At 40.5% G+C, this 22,117-nt stretch carries 17 protein-coding genes and 1 pseudogene; 10 read left to right on the top strand and 8 right to left on the bottom strand.

Annotation, left to right across the window (positions count from 1 at the left end; translation table 11 throughout):
- Positions 1-35: 35 nt before the first annotated feature.
- Complete coding sequence (locus ACE1B6_RS29570) at positions 36-422, top strand: response regulator (RefSeq protein WP_413260886.1); 387 nt, start codon at positions 36-38, stop codon at positions 420-422.
- A gap of 50 nt (positions 423-472) precedes the next feature.
- Here ACE1B6_RS29570 and ACE1B6_RS29565 read toward each other — a convergent pair whose 3' ends face one another.
- Both ACE1B6_RS29565 and ACE1B6_RS29560 read right to left on the bottom strand, forming a co-directional pair.
- A complete protein-coding gene (locus tag ACE1B6_RS29565) occupies positions 473-1,687 on the bottom strand; it encodes a response regulator (RefSeq protein ID WP_413260885.1) in 1,215 nt (404 codons plus the stop codon).
- 451 nt (positions 1,688-2,138) lie between these two features.
- A complete protein-coding gene (locus ACE1B6_RS29560) occupies positions 2,139-4,394 on the bottom strand; it encodes an ATP-binding protein (RefSeq protein WP_413260884.1) in 2,256 nt (751 codons plus the stop codon).
- A 553-nt stretch (positions 4,395-4,947) separates the two neighbouring features.
- Between ACE1B6_RS29560 and ACE1B6_RS29555 the strand changes: the two genes are divergently transcribed.
- Positions 4,948-6,027, top strand: coding sequence for a putative bifunctional diguanylate cyclase/phosphodiesterase (locus tag ACE1B6_RS29555; RefSeq protein ID WP_413260883.1), 1,080 nt, complete (start codon positions 4,948-4,950; stop codon positions 6,025-6,027).
- 85 nt (positions 6,028-6,112) lie between these two features.
- Here ACE1B6_RS29555 and ACE1B6_RS30200 read toward each other — a convergent pair.
- The 4 genes and pseudogenes from ACE1B6_RS30200 to ACE1B6_RS29540 all read right to left on the bottom strand — a co-directional run.
- Positions 6,113-6,231: pseudogene (locus ACE1B6_RS30200) on the bottom strand (Uma2 family endonuclease); the annotation flags it as partial.
- A gap of 161 nt (positions 6,232-6,392) precedes the next feature.
- Complete coding sequence (glmS, locus tag ACE1B6_RS29550; protein ID WP_413260882.1) at positions 6,393-8,294, bottom strand: glutamine--fructose-6-phosphate transaminase (isomerizing); 1,902 nt, start codon at positions 8,292-8,294, stop codon at positions 6,393-6,395.
- 181 nt (positions 8,295-8,475) lie between these two features.
- Positions 8,476-8,721, bottom strand: coding sequence for a photosystem I iron-sulfur center protein PsaC (gene psaC, locus ACE1B6_RS29545; RefSeq protein WP_073594425.1), 246 nt, complete (start codon positions 8,719-8,721; stop codon positions 8,476-8,478).
- Positions 8,722-8,960: 239 nt separating this feature from the next.
- Complete coding sequence (locus tag ACE1B6_RS29540) at positions 8,961-10,625, bottom strand: protein kinase domain-containing protein (protein WP_413260881.1); 1,665 nt, start codon at positions 10,623-10,625, stop codon at positions 8,961-8,963.
- 489 nt (positions 10,626-11,114) lie between these two features.
- Between ACE1B6_RS29540 and ACE1B6_RS29535 the strand changes: the two genes are divergently transcribed.
- The 5 genes from ACE1B6_RS29535 to ACE1B6_RS29515 all read left to right on the top strand — a co-directional run bounded on the left by ACE1B6_RS29535 (position 11,115) and on the right by ACE1B6_RS29515 (position 16,182).
- On the top strand, positions 11,115-13,289 hold the full coding sequence (locus ACE1B6_RS29535; protein WP_413260880.1) for a calcium-binding protein: 2,175 nt from the start codon (positions 11,115-11,117) through the stop codon (positions 13,287-13,289).
- A gap of 161 nt (positions 13,290-13,450) precedes the next feature.
- Complete coding sequence (locus tag ACE1B6_RS29530; protein ID WP_413260983.1) at positions 13,451-14,635, top strand: M20 family metallopeptidase; 1,185 nt, start codon at positions 13,451-13,453, stop codon at positions 14,633-14,635.
- Positions 14,636-14,795: 160 nt separating this feature from the next.
- Positions 14,796-15,050 (top strand): hypothetical protein, encoded by a 255-nt coding sequence (locus ACE1B6_RS29525; protein ID WP_413260879.1) that lies wholly within the window; start codon positions 14,796-14,798, stop codon positions 15,048-15,050.
- 417 nt (positions 15,051-15,467) lie between these two features.
- On the top strand, positions 15,468-15,830 hold the full coding sequence (locus ACE1B6_RS29520) for a hypothetical protein (RefSeq protein ID WP_413260878.1): 363 nt from the start codon (positions 15,468-15,470) through the stop codon (positions 15,828-15,830).
- A gap of 175 nt (positions 15,831-16,005) precedes the next feature.
- A complete protein-coding gene (locus tag ACE1B6_RS29515) occupies positions 16,006-16,182 on the top strand; it encodes a hypothetical protein (protein WP_413260877.1) in 177 nt (58 codons plus the stop codon).
- Positions 16,183-16,195: 13 nt separating this feature from the next.
- On the opposite strand, the gene ACE1B6_RS29510 is transcribed toward ACE1B6_RS29515, so the two are convergent.
- Positions 16,196-17,884: a WD40 repeat domain-containing protein gene (locus ACE1B6_RS29510; protein ID WP_413260876.1), complete on the bottom strand. Its 1,689-nt coding sequence runs from the start codon at positions 17,882-17,884 to the stop codon at positions 16,196-16,198.
- Between the two features lie 98 nt (positions 17,885-17,982).
- Positions 17,983-18,390, bottom strand: a complete 408-nt coding sequence (gene crcB / locus ACE1B6_RS29505; RefSeq protein ID WP_413260875.1) for a fluoride efflux transporter CrcB — start codon at positions 18,388-18,390, stop codon at positions 17,983-17,985.
- Positions 18,391-18,522: 132 nt separating this feature from the next.
- Between crcB and ACE1B6_RS29500 the strand changes: the two genes are divergently transcribed.
- From ACE1B6_RS29500 to ACE1B6_RS29490, 3 genes are all read left to right on the top strand, one after another.
- Positions 18,523-19,113: a hypothetical protein gene (locus ACE1B6_RS29500; protein WP_413260874.1), complete on the top strand. Its 591-nt coding sequence runs from the start codon at positions 18,523-18,525 to the stop codon at positions 19,111-19,113.
- 250 nt (positions 19,114-19,363) lie between these two features.
- On the top strand, positions 19,364-21,151 hold the full coding sequence (gene aspS / locus ACE1B6_RS29495) for an aspartate--tRNA ligase (protein WP_413260873.1): 1,788 nt from the start codon (positions 19,364-19,366) through the stop codon (positions 21,149-21,151).
- 188 nt (positions 21,152-21,339) lie between these two features.
- Positions 21,340-22,104 carry a Uma2 family endonuclease gene (locus ACE1B6_RS29490; protein ID WP_413260872.1) on the top strand — a complete coding sequence of 255 codons (765 nt, stop codon included), beginning with the start codon at positions 21,340-21,342 and terminating at the stop codon, positions 22,102-22,104.
- The last annotated feature ends 13 nt before the right edge of the window (positions 22,105-22,117 follow it).

Here is a 22,117-nt window from a genome sequence, read left to right as displayed (position 1 = left end):
TTGAAAAGGATGACAAGTTCAAATAACCGATCTTTATGGCAACTAAAACTGTTTTGATTATTGATGATGAAAGCGATATCCGCGAAATTGCAAAAGTGAGTTTGCAGTTAACTAGAAGTTGGAATGTAGAGGGTGTGAGTTCTGGGAAGGAAGGGTTGGCGATCGCGATCGACAAACAACCTGATCTGATTTTGCTTGATGTGGTTATGCCAGAAATGGATGGGTTAACCACCCTAAAACTTTTAAAAGAAAATCCCTTCACTCAGGAAATTCCAGTGATTTTACTAACTGCCACAGTGAAAGTCGCTACTAAGCAGCAATATGCCCTACTCGGAGCCAAGGCTGTGATGATCAAGCCTTTCGATCCGGGTATCCTGGCAGATCAAATTGAAACAGCAGTGGGGTGGAAAATTACCAACTAATCTTTCGGTTTGAGATTTTAGAATGCTTTTGCTCTGTCTTTTACTTAGTATTATGCAGGGCTAGAGAGAAAAGAAGCATTAATAGGAATGTTTGCTGGTTTTGTTTTGTTTACTTCCAGATACTTTTGGACAATATGTAAAAGTTTGGTTTTTTCCGGGGGTTTTGCTAAAAATTCGGAAGCCCCTACCATCCTGGCTCGAACTCGATCGATCATAGTATCCTGTCCGGTTAAAATTATGATTGGTGTATTTTGAAATACTGAAGTTTTGCGGAGAAAGGTACAGAGTTCATAGCCATTTGTATGGGGCATAATTAAATCAAGAAAAATTAGATCGGGTTTATTGTCCAATAATGTCACAAATCCTTCTAATGGGTTAGTAATAGATAGGACTTCATAACCTAAAGGTTGTAAGATTTGTTTAACTGTTTGACCAATAATTGGAGAATCATCAATGCAAGCAATTAAGCCTTTCTTTTTGGGGGAACAAGAGAATTTACGTTGCTCGATCGCGGGATAAGGAAATGGTAAGTCAGGAATTTCTTTTAATTCAATAATTCCTTGGCGGATTAGGGGTAAGAGCGATCGAATTACTGTATACAGTGGTTGATTCATTTTTAATGCTACATCCCATAAAGTTCTTTTTCCCTGCATTAATTTAGTCAGGTTAGCATTAACAGTGGGAGAAGTTTTCGCTGCCAATAGAGCCGGATCTTTAATAATTGGAGCTAGATCGGGGGAGAATTGAGGTACAAATTCTTGCAGATGTCCTAATCCTGCCGAACGCCATTCTTGGCGAAGTTTTTGGGCTTCTTGAATAATTTGATCGACAGAAAGAAATGCTGTTTGTTGAGCGATCGGTTGACTAGGTTGCCACCTAATTTCCAAAGTTTTTTGTTCCACAAAACCAAAGACTACTTCTTGAATAATACTTTGGACTACAGCTTTGGCTTGAACTGTGGTAATTTGCTCTTGTTGAATTGCCTGAGTTAGTATATCAGCTTGCCATAGCTTACTTGTAGGTTTTACCTTAGTTAACCAACCAGATTTATAAGTATTAGGGCAGTGATGGCGAAATGCACGATGCCATTGTCTTACAGGATGAATGCCTCCAGTGGCAAACACAAGTCGTCCCAGGTAGAAATAAAGCTGCCATTGAGATGCTGATTGATTACTGGTAATAACTAATTCACCCGTTGCTCTTTGCTGGTGCAATTTCTGCAAATCGTGGATAATTTTAGTGCTTACGGTTATCTCTGTAGACATGGTTTCCTATTTGCCGATCTAAACTAAACTAAACTGAATTGAACAAATAATTGCAACTAAAACTTGCTAATGGTTTATTAGTTGTAGAAGTTAACAGTGCCAAAGATAGAATTGATTATCCTAGTAGTAGATGATAAATAACTTACAGACAAGTGGGTTTAGCCCCTTAATCTGTAAATAGTAGATGCACCCTTATGATCTGAGAATTTACGACAAGTCTCTAGCTCATTTCTTGAATATAAAATATGAAACGTGAAAATCTTGTGACAGTTAGGATTTACGCAGAAAGTCGGTTTTTTCACATAATTCTGTGATTTCAGCGTCAAAGTAGTAACGAAAAACCCGTATCTTGGTTTTGTGACCGTTAGGACTTACGTAGAAACCCGGTTTCTTCAGATAATTCGGTGATTTCAGCGTGGAAGTAGTAACGAAAATTCCGGTTCGTTGGCTTTCAGGCTGCTTTGCAGTGACTCTGACAAACGGGAATTTCGATCGCAAATTCTGTACCCTTTCCTACTTCTGAGGAATAGTAGAGTTTACCATTATGTTTTTCTACAATAATTTGATAACTTACTGACAATCCTAAGCCTGTACCTTTGCCGACTGGTTTAGTGCTAAAGAACGGATCGAATAATTTTGATTGTACTTCTTTGTCGATCCCTAAACCATTATCTACAATCCGAATTCTGATCCAATAATAGTTAATTGGTTCGGTGGTAATTATAATAGTGGGCGTGAACTGAGGTAAAGATTTTTCCGGTTGATTCTTTAATATTTCCATCTTTTCTTCTAAGGCATCAATGCCATTACTAATAATATTCATTAATACCTGATTTAGTTGACCTGGATAGCATTCTATTTGCGGGATATGGCTATAGTTTTTGACGATTTTTATCTGCGATCGCTCTGGTTTACTTTTCAATCGATGCTCTAAAATCATTAATGTGCTATTTATTCCTTCATGGAGATCGGCTTCTTTAAATTCAGCTTCATCGAGGCGGGAAAAGCTTCTGAGGGATTGCACAATTTCGCGAATTCTTTCTGTGCCAACTTTGAGCGAAGATAAAAGCTTGGGTAAATCTTCAGCTAAAAACTCTAAATCAATCTCTTCTATTTCTGCTTGAATTTCTGGTTTAGGTGTGGGATAAACTCGCTGGTAAAGTTGTAAAAGATTCCATAAATCTCGAAAGTATTGATTAACATGAGTAATGTTACCATAAATAAAATTAACTGGGTTATTAATTTCATGAGCAACTCCAGCTACCATCTGTCCCAAACCTGACATTTTTTCGCTTTGAATCATCTGAGATTGAGTTAGCTTTAGTTCTTCTAAAGTGATTTCTAATTCCTTTGCTTGTTGTCTAAAAAGTATTTCACTTTGCTTTAATGCCTGTTCTGCGATTTGTCGATCGCGTGCTTCAATTGCTAGGGCAAATAATTCGGCGATCGAGCGGACAAAGTTTTCGTCTTCAGCACTCCAGAGGCGACAAACTGCAACTTTTTCAACGCAAAGTACCCCGGCGGTTTTTCCTTTTAAACGAATTGGCACATCTAACATCGAGTGAATATTTAATGGAGTTAGGTAAGTCTGAGAAAATTCTGAAGTGCGAGGATCGTTGTGAGCATCGAAAGCTGAGATTAAGTCTTCTGTATCGATCGCTTTAAAATAAGCCGGATAATCAGCAACATTTAGCGTAACTCCTGAACTATATCCTTGGGAATTTGACTCAAACAAATTGAGGCAAAATAGATGATTTTGACTAGTATCATATAGCCATACACTCGCCCGTTCTATATTCAAAAGGAGAGCAATAACTCTTGTAATTTCTTTGGCAAATTCCTTTAAATTCCCGTCAATAATTGCCCGATGTTTAGCCAAAGTACTTAACACCATATTTTGTTTGCGGAGTAGTTCGGCTCGTTCTTTTAATACCGTCTCTATGTGTTGCTGTTGACGAAAGATGGTGTCAAAGGTATCTGCAAGAAATTTGATTTCACTATTAGGTAATTGAGCAGGTAGAGAGAATTTTCTAGTGCTGTTACTTTCGAGTACTGCTTTGTTTAAGCGATCGATCGGTTTGAGAACAACTTTTCGCACCACAAACCCCATAATACCTAAAATCAGTAAAATCCCTGTTCCCATAGTTGAAATGGAATACAGAAAAATCTGTTGAGATCTGTATTGATAGATTTCTCGATCGATTACTACTAGAACTAATTCATACTGTTTAGAGTTGTTAAATAATTTACTTTGAGATGGTGAGAGATAGACAATCACAGGCTTATCTTGGATTTTCATGAAGCGATGGGCTTCTATCCCTGTCTGCCTGACTTGTTGTATGATATTGATTAATTCAGGATGAATTGATTTATATGAGTGATAGTGCTTCTCAGAATTGCTATGAGCTAATATTTTGTCATTGCGATCGATAATCAACACTTCGACAACTTCCGGTAAAGTGGCATAATTTTGCACAATTTCTTTTAAAGCTTGTATATTCCCAGTTTTTAGTAGTCCTTGGTTAGCAAAATCTATCGATCGGGTAATAGCTTCTGCTTGTTCTTGCGCTTCATGTTCGAGGTTAGATGCCACAAAAAGATAGTTGAGCGATAGTGTTGCCAATCCTACTGTAGTCAGTGAAATCGCAAAACCTGCAAGTAATTGAGAAAATAAACTGCTTTTACGTGAATGGCGTTTGGATTTCATAGTTTTTTGGGAACGAAGAAAATCAGTCTTCTTACAAGGTAAAAAATAAATGTGGCAAGCCTGTGAAAGGTTCCAATATTGCTCACTTAAGTGGCTCTCTCGTAGTTTTGGCGATCGCGAAGTAGGTGTAAATAAAGCGTTACCAAAATGATCGATCCAAATAAAGTAGGGGCGGGTTTAGCCAAAAGCCTGGAATACCCAGCCATAAGATGAAAATCAAAACCCGCCCTTTCTCAAACGCCAAAAGCCTGGAATACCCATCCATAAGATGAAAATCAAAACCCGCCCTTTCTCAAACGCCAAAAGCCTGGAATACCCAGCCATAAGATGAAAATCAAAACCCGCCCTTTATCAAACATTTAAGTAATCGATATACACCACAAGTACAAACGAGCCGAAAGGCTTTGTGTCACATAGTTGACACATTTGAGACGTACTATGAAATTCAAGGAGTCAACCTACTGATAGAAAGATGCTGTCTCAAACCTCATTTTTCTCATCGTTAAAAGACTTGATAAGGCTTAAATTTTATCTCGATTAGGAGATATGACAGATGAACGTTAATCAAGATAATTCTGATTTACGGCTTACCGAACAGTTGGCTAGTTTGTCATCGCTGGTTAGTCATGAACTACGAACACCGCTGACTTCAATCCGAGGAGTGTTAGGACTTTTACACAATGGCTATCTCGGTTCGCTTTCGGAAGATGGTTTGCGACTGTTGGATATAGCGATTCATAATACAGATCGTTTAGTTCGGTTAGCCAATGCGATCGATCGCGAATCTTCTGTGGCAATGGCTATTTTATCTGATGCAGATATTGAACAATTACAGCTAGAAAATGATTTGCATTCGGCATTGAGAAATCACGAATTTCGGCTTCATTATCAACCAATTGTTTCGATCGAAACTAACAAAATTATTGGCTTTGAGGCGCTTTGCCGCTGGCAACATCCAGTGAAAGGTTTGATCTCTCCGACAAAATTTATTCCCTTAGCTGAAAAAACTGGATTAATTCATCAACTCGGACTTTGGAGTATTGAGGAAGCTTGCTATCAGTTGCAGAAATGGCAGCAGCAATTTCCTAGTAATCCTCCGCTGAGTATGAGTGTTAATCTTTCCACTTTACAGCTAATTCAGCATAATTTAGTAGAGGAGATTCAAAGCATTCTTCAGCGGGTTGATATTGCACCAGATAGCTTAAGATTAGAAATAACAGAAAGTTCTTTAATCGAGAATCCGCAAGAAGCGATCGTCATTTTTTCTCAGCTTAAAGCATTAGGTGTTCAGTTTTATGTAGATGACTTCGGTACAGGTTATTCGGCATTGGGACGTTTAAAAGACTTGCCGATCAATGCGTTAAAGATCGATCGCTCTTTTGTGCTGGAAAAGAAATGGGATATTAGTGAAACTATTTTAATCTTAGCTAAAAAACTAGGCTTAGATGTGATTGCCGAAGGCGTAGAGACTCAAGAAGATTTAGCTTTTATAAAAGCTTTAGGTTGCCAAAAAATGCAGGGATATTTCTTTTCAAAACCCGTTGAACACCAGGTAGCCAGTGTGTTAATTTATCGGTCTTTGAAAGGAGAAGAAAGTTGTGATTTTTGCATTCCCACTGCAATCAAGAAATGATCTCAGCCAAAGCAGCATATTTAAATTTTGGAACGCGAACAAAAAAGGATGGCAGCCTAAAAGTTTGATTCCTTTTGCGATCAGATTCAAGTTTAATATATTCTCCAGCATTTAATCTAAACAATCAAATTCGCGATCGTAAACTCGCCAGAATAAATATTCTCGGACTTGATTGCGACGATAAACTTTAAGTTTTTGATGTAAGTAAGAATAATCAGGGTATTTAGTCCTCTTGAGAGAACTTTCTAGCCTGCGAATTGATTCGCAGGCTGTGGTAGAACATCTGATTAGACTAGTGAAAGTTTTATCGCTACCACTGATAATTTTATTACACCTCCACAACACAGTAAAATTGAATATTTCCTTTATTCAACTGTTACTGACTTCGCTAAATTACGAGGTTGGTCAACATCTAAACCTCTTCGAGAAGCAATATGATAAGCCAACAATTGTAGAGGAATTACTGTGACAATAGGAGACAATAATTCATCAACTAAAGGAACTGGTAAAATCTGATCGAAAACATCAGATTCTTCCCCTTCATTAGCAGCGGTTACGCCAATTAAGCGGGAATCACGGGCTTTGGCTTCTTGGGCATTGGAAATTACTTTTTCGTAAACTAGACTACCGGGCATGGCAATAGCAACTACTGGAACCTTAGCATCTAACAGTGCGATCGGACCATGCTTCATTTCCCCAGCCGGATAACCCTCAGCATGAATATAACTAATTTCCTTCAACTTCAGCGCCCCTTCCAAAGCAATTGGGTAATTAATTCCCCTACCCAAAAAGATAAAATCTTGCGTCTCCGCAAAATCATGCGCTAACTCTTCAATGTATCTTTCTTGGCTTTCTAAAACCATTTCAATTTGCGCTGGTAGCAATCGTAAACCATCTAAAATTTTCTCTATTGCCTTAGTAGATAAACTCTTTCTCCGATAAGCCAACTCCAACGCCAAACAATAAAAAGCAACTAATTGCGCCGAAAAAGTTTTCGTCGCCGCCACCCCAATTTCAATACCAGCATGAGTATCAATAAGATGAGAAACTAATTGACCAAGAGAACTTTCAGGACGGTTAGTAATTCCCAATAATCTCGCTTTAAACTCAGCAGACTTACCCAATCTTCGAGTTTGTTCCATTGACAAAGCTGCCAAAGTATCAGCCGTTTCTCCTGATTGTGTCACCCCAATAGTTAAAGTATGTGCAGTTAACGGAGGTGGTGCATAACGAAACTCCGAAGCATAATGCACAGTCGTCGTAATTCCCGCTAACTGTTCCAACAAATATTTGCCTACTAAACCAGCGTGCCAAGAAGTACCACAGGCTAAAATTTGAATATGTTCTAAATCTGCACAAAGTTCTGTTGGCAAATCCAACTTAATTGGTGATTGTTCATTCGATGCAGTCCAATCATCATTAAAATAAGCTTCCAAGCAAGTTCTTACCACTCCCGGTTGTTCATAAATTTCTTTCAACATGAAGTGACGGAACCCTTGCTTTTCTACTAAAATCGGATTCCAATTTAAAGTCCGCGGAGTTTTCTTCAATCTATCACCAGCAAAATTATAAACCTCGACACCCAAAGGTGTTAACCGAGCTAATTCCCCATTTTCCAAACTTAAAACCGCACGAGTATGAGGCACAATTGCCGGAGTATCCGAGGCACAGAAAAACTCGCCCGAACCAAATCCGATCGCCAAAGGAGCCTGCTGCCGAGCTACAATTAACTCATCAGGAAAATCAGCAGAAATTACCGCGATTGCAAACGCCCCTTCCAGCTTATTCACCGCCTGTCGCACCGCTTCCAAAAACCGCGAATGAGGAGAAACCGCAGAATTACTCGGCAACAAACTCAAAAATTCGGCAATCAAATGCGGAATCACTTCCGTATCCGTATCCGAACGAAACTCATGCCCCCGACTCTTTAACTCCTCCCGCAACTCCCGATAATTTTCCACAATCCCATTTTGCACCACTGCCACACGCCTCGCCGTATCCGTATGGGGATGTGCGTTGTACTCCTCCGGCTTTCCATGAGTCGCCCAGCGAGTATGCCCAATCCCTATTTGTGCCGGATTTTCATCCCCCGCCAACTTATCCCGCAGGTTTTGTAACTTTCCCTTCGCCCGAATACAGTGAATATCTCCCTCTCTCACCGTAGCAACCCCAGCCGAATCATAACCCCGATATTCCAGCTTTTCTAAACCCGCCAACAAAATCTCGCTAGCTGCCTGAGTGCCAATATAACCAACAATTCCACACATTTCACGACAACTCCCGCCGAACAGACAATTATACTTACTTGCTCAAAACTACTGACCTATCAGGATAACGTCAAGTTATTAAATGCTTAAAAAATAAATTAGTCCTGAGTGCGAGTCAGAAGTTCAACTAAGAAGAAGAAGCTTCACAACTCTACACTCAGGACTATTCAGAAGCAAGAGCTTAGTAGGCTAAGCCCATACTGCGAGTCGTTTCAGCACCCAAGTAAACTCGGATGCTCAAAAAGTCAGTGGGGCAAGCCGTTTCACAACGTTTGCAACCAACACAGTCTTGCGTTCTCGGAGATGAGGCAATCTGTTGGGCTTTGCAGCCGTCCCAGGGAACCATCTCCAATACGTCAGTGGGGCAAGCCCGGACGCATTGAGTGCAGCCAATACAGGTATCGTAGATTTTTACTGAATGTGACATGGAATAAAGACTCCAAACGAGGCTCAACAATGCGACTCTGCATGAAGCAGAAAACACAAGCTTCTTTGAATCAAAGCTTAGTTTACCGCAGACTTTCTCAGCTACTCTTCAAAACTAAGCAAAACTTTAAAGATCTTGACAATTGAACGAGATAATCAGGGTTTCAGGGCGCAGAGGGGCAGAGGGGCAGAGGGGCAGAGGAGATGGGGAGAAATTTACTCTTCTGCCTTTCCTAGTCCCTAGTCCCCAGTCCCCAGTCTCCAAATCTTAATGGTTCGGTCTTCGCTGCCACTGGCTAGCATTTTACCATTGGGGCTAAAAGCTACAGAACTTACTGGTTCTGAGTGTCCCCAGAGGATATCCATTAGTTTGCCAGTTGTTAAATGCCAAACTCTAATTGTATTGTCGGCGCTACCACTGGCTAATAATTGATTATCGGGACTAATCGCTAAAGAGTTAATTGTTTGGGAATGTTCGGTTAAATTATGCAGCAAGATTCCCCCGCCTAAATGCCAAATTTTAATGGTTTTGTCTTCACTGCCACTGACTACAAATTTACCATCGGGGCTAATGATAACTGTTTTTACACCTGCCAAATGTCCGGTTAAAGTGTGTAGTAATTCTCCGGTATTTGTATCCCAAATTTTAATTGTGTTATCAGCACTGCCACTAATTAAACTTTGTCCATTGGGACTAAAGGCGACTTGATTGACTATGCCAAGATGTCCAATTAAGGTGTGTTGAATTTTTTCGGTGGCTAACTGCCAAAGTTGAATTGAATTATCTCCGCTACCGCTAGCTAGCATTTGTCCATCGGGACTAACAACGGCGAATTTTACGCCTTGAGATTCGCTAATTACTGATTGGATTAATTCACCAGTTTCTAAATGCCAAACTTTCAGGGTTTTATCTTCACTACCGCTGGCTACAGTTTCTCCATCTGGGCTAAAGGTGACTCGGTTTACTATTCCTAAGTGTCCGCTAAAGGTTTGAATACACTGCCATTTTGGTAAGGTTTCTTGTAAGTCTTGCATGACTTCGCTGGCAGTTTGGTAGCGTTCTTTCAGGGAATCTTTAATTAATTTGTTTAAGATTGCTGCTAGTTTATCGCTAACGTCAGTTCCTCTTTCTTGAAGATATTCTCTCCATACCCAAACGCCTGTTTCTGCTTGATAAATCTCTTCGACTACTGTTCCGGTAATTAACTGAACGCAGGTAACTCCTAAACTAAAGAGGTCGCTGGCGGGGAAAACTTTACCACGAGTTTGTTCAATTGGTGCGTAGCCTTCTGTGCCATATTGGGAACCTGTTTTTCCCCAGGAATTGATGTTTAGTAGTTTTGCTAAACCGAAGTCTACTAATACTAATTTTTTGTCGCTTTGGCGGCGAATTATGTTCATCGGTTTAATGTCCCGATGCACTACGTTATGTTGATGGATAAAGTGTAAAACTGGTAACAGGTCATTTAATAGGTTTCTGATTTTTTGTTCGCTGAATGTTCCTTGCTCTAAGATTTCGTCTAATAAATTTTGTCCGGCAATAAATTCTTGCACTAAGTATAAGCGTCTGTCTTCCTCGAAGCAAGCTAGTAGTGTAGGAATTTGGGGATGTTCTCCTAGTTGCAGTAATAGTTTAGCTTCTTTCTCAAATATTTGAGTTGCTCTCGCCATTGCTTCGGTATGTGTTTTGATTTTGCGCCATTTGAAAAATTGTTTGATCACGCAATGAGCTTTCAGTCTGTCTGTATCTGTACAAAGTAAGGTTCTGCCAAAACTTCCTTCTTCGATTAGTTTAAGCGATCGATAACGCTGCCGCAGCAATAAGGGCCAGTGACAAGTTAAACAAATCTCTGTGTCTTGCGGATTTTCCGGTTGTTCGCAGGCGGGATTAAAGCAATAACTCATATTAGGAAACAGTTAAGAATTTCAATGTTTGCGATCGTAACGCAATCAAAACTATCTTTACCAGTAAACACTGCTAGTACTTGACTTGATTCCAAGTAACTTTAACTACAATACCTCTCACGTCAGCACCCAAAAAAGAGCCGGAACAATTTGCTACTAAGGCAATTTGTAGTTACACCAATTATTAACTTAACTGAATCAATCAACCACAAGCTTGATTTTTTGAGCATCTACCTTAAGATAGATATAGTAATAAAAGTAACAGAAAAGACCACCGTAATGATAGCTTTACGGTGAACAAGAGTTATTAATAATAAAAGCTATATTACCCACTCAGGGCGTTAAAGATGTCATTTTTTAATTAAAATTTTTTTTCCGAAATTCGGGAACCAGGTCATGTAGAATACAGTCAGTTACGGGTAGTGCATCTAACTTCTCTGGATCGTAAAAGGAGAAGTAGTAAACTATCAGTTTTCGGAGAGAGATTGTATGACTTTAAATTTAGTAGACATTTGCGACGAGCAGTTTTATCGCGAAAAGTACAAAGACGTTGACGACGCTATTGAGAGAGGCGAATTCAAGAGTGCTAAAGAACACTATGAATTAGTCGGCAAAAAAGAAGACCGTCAACCTTCTTTAGCTTTTAATCCTGAAGAGTACCTAGCTTTGAATGCTGATATTAAAAAAGCATTGGAAGAAGGCAGTATTGTCAGCGCCAGCCAACATTACGAAGAATTCGGCGACAAGGAAGCGAGGGAAACAGGCAATCAATTCTTTAATGCCAAGGAATATCTGGCGAACAATTTTGATGTTAAAGAGGCAGTAGATAGAGGCGAAATTGGCGTTTTAGAACACGCTATCAGATATGGCAGCAATGAAACCTATCGTACAGTCACGACATTTTTTAGTGCTACCTACTATCAAAGTACTAACGTTAAAGTGCAGCAAGCTATCCAAAGCGGAGAAGTTGTTAGTGCTTTCCAATATTTCTTAAAAAAGGGTGCATCGGAAGGAGATGTCCCAACTCCTTACTTTGACGAAGAATACTATTTACAATTCAATGCTGATGTTGCAGAAGCAAAAAATAAAGGTCAAATTGTTAGTGCTTTTAACCACTGGTTAAATCATGGTCTGAAAGAAGGTCGTGAATTCAACCGTGCTATCAATGTGGCGGAATATCTGCAAGTTAATCAGGATGTAGCAGAAGCAGTTAAAACAGGGACAATAACTGCTTTTGAACATATTGTTAATTATGCTTTTAAAGAACAACGCTTCATTAGTTCTAGGTTTGAAGCTAGTCTGTACACTGACCTAAATCCAGAAGTACAAAAGGATTTAAGTGAGGGTTTGTTTGATAATCCTCTGGAACATTTCTTGGTTAAAGGTCAGCAGCAAGGTTTCATTGCTTCTTCGGAAAATACTTTGGCTTCGGAACGAGATGATTTACTCTTAGGTAAAGCGATCGCTGACAACCTAGATGGACTGGGTGGTAATGACTTGGTTTCTGGCAGCGGTGGCGATGATAATGTCAAAGGCAGTGCTGGTAACGACCACGTTTTTGGTGATGGTGGCGATGACCTAGTAATTGGTGGCGAAGGCAATGACCTAGTATTTGGTGGTTCTGGTGACGACTTAGTACAAGGTGATGCTGGCGATGACATCCTTGTTGGTGAAAGTGGCAATGATGTCATCATAGGTGGCGAAGGTGAAAACTTCCTTTACGGTGGTGAGGGAGATGATTACCTTATCGGTGGCAAAGGTAAGGATAAAATCGTTGGCGGTGAAGGGAACGATACTCTCTACGGTGATGATGGAGATGATATTCTCTTCGGCGGCGATGGCGATGATGTAATGTATGGTGGCGCTGGTAAGGACACTCTCTACGGTGGCGCTGGTAAGGACATCTTTATTATTGATTCGTTGCGTGTCGGTACTTTGCCTGGTGGTACTGGCGATGATACCATGACTGGCGATGACGATGACGATGATGACAGTGATGACGGCGGTACTGGCGACACCATGAATGGTGGTACTGGTGGCGATACCATGACTGGTGGTGACGATGATAATGATGATGACAGTGATGATGGTGGTACTGGCGACACCATGACTGGTGGTACTGGTAACGATACTACTACTGGCGGTACTGGTGGTGACACCATGACTGGTGGTGACGATGATAATGATGATGACAGTGATGATGGTGGTACTGGCGACACCATGACTGGCGGTACTGGTGGCGATACCATGACTGGCGGTACTGGTGGCGATACCATGACTGGTGATACTTTAACTGGTGGTGGTAAGCAGTTTGGTCAGGATGTAATCTATGATTTCAATGCTGATGAAGATGTGATCCAAATTGCTGGTTTTGGTTATGGCAATGCTGAGGAATTATTCAGTAGTGTGACTAAGACTGGTACGACTTTGAGTGGTAGTTACTATACAACTTTGGCGATTAGTCAAGAGTTCCAGTTGACTGTCTTCAGCAGTTCTTCGCTGTCGGTGAAAAACTTTACGGTTGGTTTGGGTAGCTTACCTTCTTCTTTTGGTGGTTCTAGCTTGCAAGAACTAACTAAGGTTGTGGGGATTAGTTCTGGACTGAAGGTGAAGATTAGTGGTCGTCTGAGTTCGGCTGGTTTCAAGGTGAAAAGCAAGTCTTAAGGATTAATCTGGTGTGTCAGAAATTCAATGACGCACTCTACAACTGAATGTTAAAGAATAGCGATCGCATTTCTAGCTTAGTGGAGTGCGATCGCTATTCAGTTTTGAGAACAATTCCTTATCATGTTAAAAAGGCATCACAACTAAAACTAACTTTGTCCATGCTTGCTGATATTAAAGAAATAGCTACTAAATTAGCACCTCGTCTGATTGAAATTCGTCGTTATATTCACTCTCACCCGGAATTAAGTGGTGAGGAGTATCAAACTTCCGCTTATGTGGCTGGTGTTTTGTCTTCCTACGGGGTTCATGCTCAACAGGGTGTGGGTAAAACTGGAGTGGTGGGAGATCTTCGGGGTAATGGTGAGAGCGATCGAATTTTAGCGATTCGTACTGATTTGGATGCTTTACCGATTCAAGAACGTACTGGTGTAGATTATAGTTCGGGTGAACCGGGAGTTATGCACGCTTGCGGTCATGATGTGCATACAACTGTGGGTTTAGGTACGGCGATGGTTTTGGCGCAGTTGGGAGAAAAGTTTACCGGAAATGTGCGTTTTTTGTTTCAACCTGCGGAGGAAATTGCTCAAGGTGCTAATTGGATGGTGGAAGATGGCGCATTAAATGATGTGTCAGGTATTTTAAGTTTGCACGTTTTTCCTTCGATTCCGGCGGGTTCTTTGGGGATTCGTTATGGTGCTTTGACGGCGGCGGCTGATGATTTGGAAATTATTATAATTGGTGAGTCGGGTCATGGTGCTCGACCTCATGAGGCGATTGATGCGATTTGGATTGCTTCCCAAGTAATTACTTCTTTGCAACAGGCGATTAGTCGCACCCAAAATCCGCTGCGTCCGGTGGTGGTGACGATCGGGAAAATTGTTGGGGGTCGTGCGCCGAATGTGATTGCTGATGAGGTAAAATTGCTGGGAACTGTGCGATCGCTCCATCCCGAAAGTCGCGAAGCTTTACCAAAATGGATTGAACAAATTGTTGCTAATGTTTGCCAAACTTACGGCGCTAAATATCAAGTTACCTATAAACAAGGTGTTCCTGGCGTACACAACGATCCGAGATTAACTCAATTATTAGAGCAATCGGCTAGGGAAGCTTGGGGTAGTGATAGTATTATTATTCTCCCTGAACCTTCGTTAGGTGCAGAGGATTTTTCTCGGTATTTGGAAAAGGTTCCTGGTTCAATGTTTCGTTTGGGTGTGGGGTTTAAAGATAAACATAATTATCCGCTGCATCATCCTCAATTTGAAATAGATGAATCGGCAATTATTACTGGTGTGGTGACTTTGGCTTATTCTGCTTATAGATATTGGCAACAAGGGAAAAAGTAGTTTTGTTCGTAGTAGCGATTTCAATCGTTCCTCGAACCAGGAACGACTGAAGTCGCTACTACGAACTGTTAATATGAATTACATCAGACTAAAGACAGATGAAAAATGTTATAGCGATATTTAGATTTCTAGTAGGAGAAAGTAGGAGGAAATATTGGTTATGGCATCTCATAATCAGTTGCATGGGGTAGAATTAATTGATTGTGCTAAAGCTAATGCTAAACAGGGAATTGAAACGGCAACCAAGCTTTGTGGTTACGGTCAAGATATTAATGTTTTTCAAGCGGAATTGAAAAAAGCTTGTCAGGATATTGGGGTGGAAATTCATGAGTTGAGTGATTTAATTACTACTCAGCAAACAGTTAGGCAAGAAGGTGGTTTTGATATTGCTCCTGAAAGTGCGACGGATTTGTAAAGCAGCAGGAAAGTGGGAGTAGGGGAGTGGGGAAGCAGGGGGAAAATTGGTTTAAGCGAAGATTTAAGATGTATGAAAGCTGAAGATTAAGGTTTAAATTTTATAAATTTTGGCTGATTTTATTAATGGGGAAAAGCGATCGATTTTACATATAAATGTAAATCTGTGACAGCAATAAGAAAATAAATATAAAACTCGGTCACGTCTTGGCAAAAAATGCGGTAAGGTGAAACAAGTGTCAAAGGGAATGAAAATAATATGGAAAGTATAGATTGGCAGAATGTCATAGCAGGTGGATTGGCGATCGCGCTTTTAATCGCTGCCATGTTGATGATGTTTACTAATATTTGGACTACCAAAGACAAAATGTAAAGCCTTGTTGCTAGTTTTTGTTAATTAATTACGAGTGATTATTCAATGTTTGATTTTCATCATCTTGGCGAATTTTCCCGCCTCAACTGTGCTGCTATTTGTGCGTTCCTAGTACCAGCTAACTTACTAGCAACTTTGCAAACTATGATCCTGGTGGGATTAAATCGGCCTTTAGTGCAGTTAGTTCCATCAATTATAGTGGCGACAGTGTTAGCTGCGTTAATGATTTTGCACGTCTTTACCTGGTTTGCGATCGGGGTGGTAATGCTACCAACTTACATTTTGCTGGCTTTGGGTAGCGTCTGCTTAACAGTTAACTTTTGGGCGATGCTTAATCAGACAAGTATGAGACAATTGTTAAGAGAGGTGTGGTTGTTGGCTTCTCGTTCGTTGGGTTGGGTGAAGTAATGGCGATCGTAATTTGTGATAATCATCACTAGCAATGAGGGATCGGAGCAGGTAAGTTTACATAATCTTATCACTCATTTGTTATTAAGTTGTCACAATTACCGCTAGCTTCCATCACCTTATCAGTCAGTTCAATAGCCGATATTTAATAATATATTCTGTTGAGGTGACTGTGATGACTTTAACGTTCAGCATCCTAAGTGCATTCACTTTGGTTCTAGGACTACAGCTAACCAATATTTACGTTGCGGCGGCGGCGACTGGAGATATTCATAGTTTGACTCAAATTCAGGAATACGAGCCACCGAATGAAGGTGGACCCGATAGTAGTCAAGGTTCTGGAACTCGATGATTCCGAGATCAAGTTAGTTAATAGAGTTCAGTTGCCAAATTTTTAGGGTTCCGTTGACGCTCCCAGCAGCTAATGTTTGACCATTTTTGCTTAGTGCCATTGAAACGATCGCCTGTGCAGGTTCAAAATTCAAGGTAGTTAACTGTTTACCAGTAGCTAAATCCCAAATAATAATTGAACCATCCACACTGGCACTAAAAAGAGTTTTACCATCAGGATTGAAGCAAACAGAACTAACTCCGCCTGTGTGACCAATGAAAGTATAAAGCCTTTCGCGAGTACCCAAGTCCCAGAGTTTGATAGTGCGATCGCTACTAGCACTAGCTAACATTGGTTGTTGAGGATGAAAAGCAATTCCGGCAATTACACCCAAGTCACCACATAAATTGTGCAATAATTGTCCCGTGCTCCAATGCCACAATTTCACCATGCCATCGCCGCCACCGCTAGCGAGAATTTGTCCGTCTGGACTAAAAGCGATCGCGCTAACTGCACCAGAATGTTTAGTAAAACTTTTAATTTCTGTAGTCGTATCTAAATTCCATAACCTAATTGTGCCATCATAACTACCACTAGCTACAACTTGTTCATTAGAACTAATAGCAATTGCTCTTACCGATCCACTATGTCCTTTACAAACTTCTACTAATGCACCTGTTTCTATTTCCCAAAGTTTGATATTTTGTTCCGAACCACCCTGAGCTAGTAAATTAAGATCTTGACTAAAAGCCAAGGCATAAACTACACCAGCATTTTCCGAAATTACCCGAATTAATTCCCCTGTTTGATAATTCCAAAGTTTAATTTCTCGATCGAAACTACCAGTAACAATCTTTGGCATATCTGCCGCAAAAACTACAGCAGACAGCCAATCAGAATGTGCTGATAAAGTATGAATACCATCCCATTTTGGCGGTGCAACTGGGGAAGTTGACGGTTGCAAACTGGCAAAGGGTAATTGAGGTTCTCGAAGCGAAGAATTGTTCGCTGTTTCTACTCCTACAGTTCGCTGAATTTCTTGCACCTGTCGCTTCAGTTCATCTAGCTTACTCATTAACCAGGACTCAATTTGGGAATATTCTGCAATTCTTTGTTTGCGGTTGTCGGTTTTCGTCTCCTGAGTTTGTAGTTCTCTAATTTGTTGTTTCAAATCTTCTATTTGGGTAATTAACCATTGTTCAGGAGGGACAGAAATATCTCCGATTTTGCCAGAGAACTGTTCTATGGTGTGTTCTAAGTTATCTAATCTTGGTGCAAGAGAAGTACTATTTAGGTACTGTACTACACTACTTAAAGAATCTTGTAAACTGCTGTATCGATCCTTAAGTTCTCCGATATCTTCATGAATGGGATTAATTTTTGCTCCGAGTACGGAAGCAACAAATTCCTGCATTCTTGCTGTCTGCTTAGCAATACCTAAATAACTCGCCTCTCCTCCAGAAGCTAAGGTTCGCGTCACAGCTTGTAAAGTTTGGATATCTGCTGCGAGTTGACGATAAAGGCGGGTTATTGCTGCGTTGGTGTTGTTCCTGCTTAGTAATTCAAAGCGACGACGGTTGACTAAGTTAAGTAACACGGAAGCAGACAGCGGTACTGCCAAATAGATGATGTTGCCGCTAATGACAGTTACCACCGCTCCGGCGATCGTGCCTACCACGGCAGCATATTCTACCATTTCTAGCCGATTAGAGTTGTTCGACATTTAACACTTTTGACAAGACCTGCCTTTTGCATCATATCAGTCTTGGCAACCGAGAAATGTCATTTTGACACAGTTTCTTATTTTATTATCATCCGTAGTTATAGTAATTTAGCTAAAGTTATGCCCAGATATAGAGAAAATATTCCTAAGATTGCACTGCCTAACCAGTAAAAAATTGCTGATGAATAATTGCCAGAGTCTAAAATATTCATAGTATCTAGGCTATATGTAGAAAAAGTGGTGTAAGCACCCAAGAAGCCTGTAGTTGCTAATAGCCGCAATTCGGGAGATATATTTATTACTTGGCTGGTTAAGGTAACAAAAAATCCCATCGCAAAGCAACCAGTGAGATTGACAAAAAAGGTTCCGAAAGGGAAATCAGTCCCAAAACGTTGCAGAAAGTATAAGGTAATATAGTAGCGACTTAAAGCACCGCCGATCGCACCCAAGCAAATAGCCAAGGGAACACGCAAATTTGGATCTTGCAGCATTGGAGGTAAAAGCATAAACTGTAAGTGAATTTATCTGGAAAATCCAACTTTGTAAATTAGGAAACAAAATAAATTAGGATTTGCTTTAGTTAATGAAAGGAAGTCCGAAGAAATTCCGATAAAATAAAGTTTTAGGAGCAACAACCCATGAACAGAGAAGAAAAAATTCCTCCTGAATCTGCGATCGTCGAAGTTAGTCCAGAAACAAATGATTTGGTAAAAACAGAAACCCCCGATCCCAGCGATGACGTAATTAAAGAAACAACCGCACTGTTTGAAGCGATTAAAAAGCGTGCAGAACAAGAATGGCAAACTGCTAGCGAATTAATTCGGGAAAGTTATCTGAAAGCTGTTTCCCAAGCACAAAACGCGATCGAACAAAATCAAACGGAAGCCAAAGACCGCATCGAACAAACAAGTCAATTAGTCCAGAAAGAAGCAGATAAAAACTGGCAAGCGTTTGAAGCGATTAGAAATAAGGCGATGGAAATGACTCAAGAATGGAGTCAACTTAGCCGAGAAAAATATTTAGAATCTGTACGGAAAGCGAGAGAATCAGTTGAACAAAATAAACTGATTGAAAAAGAACGAGTTGAAAAAACCGTAGAAGATTTACAACAACAAACAGATAAAAACTGGCAAGTATTCGTCAGCGAAATCGAATCTCTAGGAACTCAGCTAACAGATGCAGCAAAAAAAGCCTGGAACGATTTAATGTCTTCTGTTCCCAAGGATTAGGGAATGGGAATTGGGGACTGGGGAAAGTTTTGATTTGTAGGGGCGGGTTTAGCAGAAAATTTTTGACTCAAAGCAAAAGAATGAACGACAAAACCCGCCTTGCAGAGTTTTAACTTAAATAACTTCCCCCAGTCCCCAGTCCCCAGTCCCCAGTCCCCAGTCCCCAGTCCCCAGTCCCCACTCACCCCCGCAATAGTGCATAATGGTGAAGTTTTCCAATTTTTAGTGTCTGAATTTTACATCAACAGGTATGCGAACTCATTATTGCGGTCAACTCCGAAGTTACAATGTGGGAGAAACTGTCACTCTGTATGGATGGGTGGATCGTCGCCGCGATCACGGGGGTGTGATATTTTTAGATTTGCGCGATCGCTCTGGGATTATCCAAATTGTTAGCGATCCAGCACGCACTCCGAATTCATATCAGCTAGCAGAAAAGATGCGGAACGAATATGTGGTAAAAGTGACTGGTCGGGTAACGCCGCGTCCAGAAGATTCTTTGAATCCACGGATTCCCACAGGTGAGATAGAAGTTTACGCTGATGAACTTGAGTTACTGAATCAAGTATATAAGCAGATGCCGTTCCAGGTTTCTACAGCAGATGAAGAAGCTGTCCGGGAAGAGTTGCGGTTGAAGTATCGCTATTTGGATTTGCGGCGCGATCGCATGACTGCTAATTTACAACTTCGGCATCAAGTTGTCAAAGCGATTCGTCGTCATTTAGAAGATGAAAAGGGTTTTATTGAAATTGAAACCCCAATTTTGACTCGTTCCACTCCCGAAGGTGCCAGAGATTATTTGGTGCCCAGTCGCGTTAATCCGGGTGAATGGTATGCTTTACCTCAGTCTCCGCAATTATTTAAACAGTTGTTGATGGTTTCGGGGTTCGATCGATACTATCAAATTGCGCGTTGTTTTCGGGATGAAGATTTACGCGCCGACAGACAACCAGAATTTACTCAGTTAGACATGGAAATGAGTTTCATGTCGCAAGATGAAATAATCCAACTAAATGAAGATTTGGTTTGTGATGTTTTCCAAACGGTAAAAGGAATTGAATTATCTCGTCCTTTCCCCAGATTAACTTATGCCGAAGCGATGGATCGTTATGGTTGTGATAAACCCGATACTCGTTATGATTTAGAGTTAGTAAATGTTTCCGACTTGTTTAAAGATTCGGGATTTAAGGTGTTTGCGAGTGCGATCGCATCTGGCGGAATGGTCAAAGTTTTGCCAATTCCAGGGGGAAATGATGCCATTTCTAATGTGCGAATTAAACCCGGTGGCGACTTGTTTAAAGAAGCAAGCGAAGCAGGTGCAAAAGGTTTAGCTTATATCCGCGTCCGCGATAACGGAGAAATTGACACCATTGGCGCAATTAAAGATAACTTGACCGAAGAACAAAAGCAAGAATTACTTAAACGCACCAATGCAAAACCCGGTCATTTATTATTATTTGCTGCTGACAAAACTGCGGTAGTAAATAAAACTTTGGATAGGTTACGTCAGGTAATTGCAGAACAGTTAGGTTTAATCGATCAAAATAAAATTAACCTGCTTTGGGTGACAGATTTCCCGATGTTTGAATGGAACGAAGAAGAAAAGCGTTTAGAAGCATTACACCACCCGTTTACCGCACCAAAACCGGAAGATATAAATGATTTGAAAAATGCCAAAGCACAAGCTTACGATTTGGTGTACAACGGTGTAGAAGTTGGTGGTGGAAGTTGCCGGATTTATCAGCGGGATGTGCAGGAAAAGGTGTTTGAAGCGATCGGTTTATCCCCCGAAGAAGCAAGAAATAAATTTGGCTTTTTGCTAGAAGCATTTGAATATGGCACCCCGCCTCACGGAGGAATTGCCTACGGTTTAGATCGTTGGGTAATGCTATTAGCTGGCGAGGAGTCAATTCGCGATGTAATTGCATTTCCGAAGACACAACAAGCAAGTTGTTTGTTAACCAATGCACCATCTAGTGTTGATGCCAAACAATTGAAAGAATTGCAAGTGCAATCAACTTACAAACCGAAAACTTAATTTTAGATCCCCCTAAATCCCCCTTATTAAGGGGGACTTTGAATTCGATTTACTCAAACCCAAACAGAAAGATTTTCAATCCGGTTCCCCCATTAATCTGAATAAGGAGGATATCCGGTTCCCCCCTTATTAAGGGGGGTTAGGGGGGATCGAACCTTTTGCATTATTACTTAATACTGGGGGTTAAGATGACTGAAACTTATGCTTCTTTAAATCTACCAAAATTTTTACCAGATCACACACAGTTACCTGAATCTGACGGAACATTTGTAAAAAACTTTCAGGAACATCCCCAAAGTATTCTACTAACTGACTCCATTACACCTGTCTTACAAAATTTACATCCTAATGGGCAATATTGCATCGGTCAAGATAGCGGAATTTATTGGCGAATCACAGAAGAACCATTAAGAGGCGCTGTTTCACCTGATTGGTTTTATGTGCCAAATGTTCCACCGAATTTAAATGGACAAATGCGCCGTTCTTACGTACTTTGGCAAGAGTATGTTGCGCCTTTAATTGCGATCGAATTTGTTTCTGGTGATGGTGCAGAAGAAAGAGATAGAACTCCGATTACTGGGAAATTTTGGGTTTACGAACAAGCAATTAGAGTGCCTTTTTATGCAATTTATGAAGTGAGATTAGCTAGAGTAGAAGTTTATGAGTTACGAGCAGGTTTTTATCAATTAATATCTGCTAACGAACGCGGACATTTTCCGATTCCTCATTTAAATGTAGAATTGGGAATTTGGCAAGGTCAATATCAAAATACTGAATTGCCTTGGTTACGTTGGTGGGATAATCAAGGTAATTTGTTATTAACTGGTGACGAAAGAGCGCAATTAGAAAGTCAACGTGCTGAACAAGAAAGTCAACGCGCTGAACAGGAACATCAACGTGCGGAAAGATTAGCTGCACAATTGCGTGCTTTGGGAGTTGAACCAGAGGTTTAATTAAGATTGTAGA

Source organism: Floridaenema fluviatile BLCC-F154, assembly GCF_041929135.1.
Taxonomy (GTDB): domain Bacteria; phylum Cyanobacteriota; class Cyanobacteriia; order Cyanobacteriales; family Aerosakkonemataceae; genus Floridanema; species Floridanema fluviatile.
Note: the sequence above shows the minus strand (reverse complement) of the source record. Positions and strands in the feature narration are given on the sequence as shown.

Coding starts and splice junctions, on each gene's coding strand:
- ACE1B6_RS29570 (WP_413260886.1), top strand. CDS start 36: ATGGCAACTAAAACTGTTTTGATTATTGATGATGAAAGCGATATCCGC.
- ACE1B6_RS29565 (WP_413260885.1), bottom strand. CDS start 1,687: ATGTCTACAGAGATAACCGTAAGCACTAAAATTATCCACGATTTGCAG.
- ACE1B6_RS29560 (WP_413260884.1), bottom strand. CDS start 4,394: ATGAAATCCAAACGCCATTCACGTAAAAGCAGTTTATTTTCTCAATTA.
- ACE1B6_RS29555 (WP_413260883.1), top strand. CDS start 4,948: ATGAACGTTAATCAAGATAATTCTGATTTACGGCTTACCGAACAGTTG.
- glmS (WP_413260882.1), bottom strand. CDS start 8,294: ATGTGTGGAATTGTTGGTTATATTGGCACTCAGGCAGCTAGCGAGATT.
- psaC (WP_073594425.1), bottom strand. CDS start 8,721: ATGTCACATTCAGTAAAAATCTACGATACCTGTATTGGCTGCACTCAA.
- ACE1B6_RS29540 (WP_413260881.1), bottom strand. CDS start 10,625: ATGAGTTATTGCTTTAATCCCGCCTGCGAACAACCGGAAAATCCGCAA.
- ACE1B6_RS29535 (WP_413260880.1), top strand. CDS start 11,115: ATGACTTTAAATTTAGTAGACATTTGCGACGAGCAGTTTTATCGCGAA.
- ACE1B6_RS29530 (WP_413260983.1), top strand. CDS start 13,451: ATGCTTGCTGATATTAAAGAAATAGCTACTAAATTAGCACCTCGTCTG.
- ACE1B6_RS29525 (WP_413260879.1), top strand. CDS start 14,796: ATGGCATCTCATAATCAGTTGCATGGGGTAGAATTAATTGATTGTGCT.
- ACE1B6_RS29520 (WP_413260878.1), top strand. CDS start 15,468: ATGTTTGATTTTCATCATCTTGGCGAATTTTCCCGCCTCAACTGTGCT.
- ACE1B6_RS29515 (WP_413260877.1), top strand. CDS start 16,006: ATGACTTTAACGTTCAGCATCCTAAGTGCATTCACTTTGGTTCTAGGA.
- ACE1B6_RS29510 (WP_413260876.1), bottom strand. CDS start 17,884: ATGTCGAACAACTCTAATCGGCTAGAAATGGTAGAATATGCTGCCGTG.
- crcB (WP_413260875.1), bottom strand. CDS start 18,390: ATGCTTTTACCTCCAATGCTGCAAGATCCAAATTTGCGTGTTCCCTTG.
- ACE1B6_RS29500 (WP_413260874.1), top strand. CDS start 18,523: ATGAACAGAGAAGAAAAAATTCCTCCTGAATCTGCGATCGTCGAAGTT.
- aspS (WP_413260873.1), top strand. CDS start 19,364: ATGCGAACTCATTATTGCGGTCAACTCCGAAGTTACAATGTGGGAGAA.
- ACE1B6_RS29490 (WP_413260872.1), top strand. CDS start 21,340: ATGACTGAAACTTATGCTTCTTTAAATCTACCAAAATTTTTACCAGAT.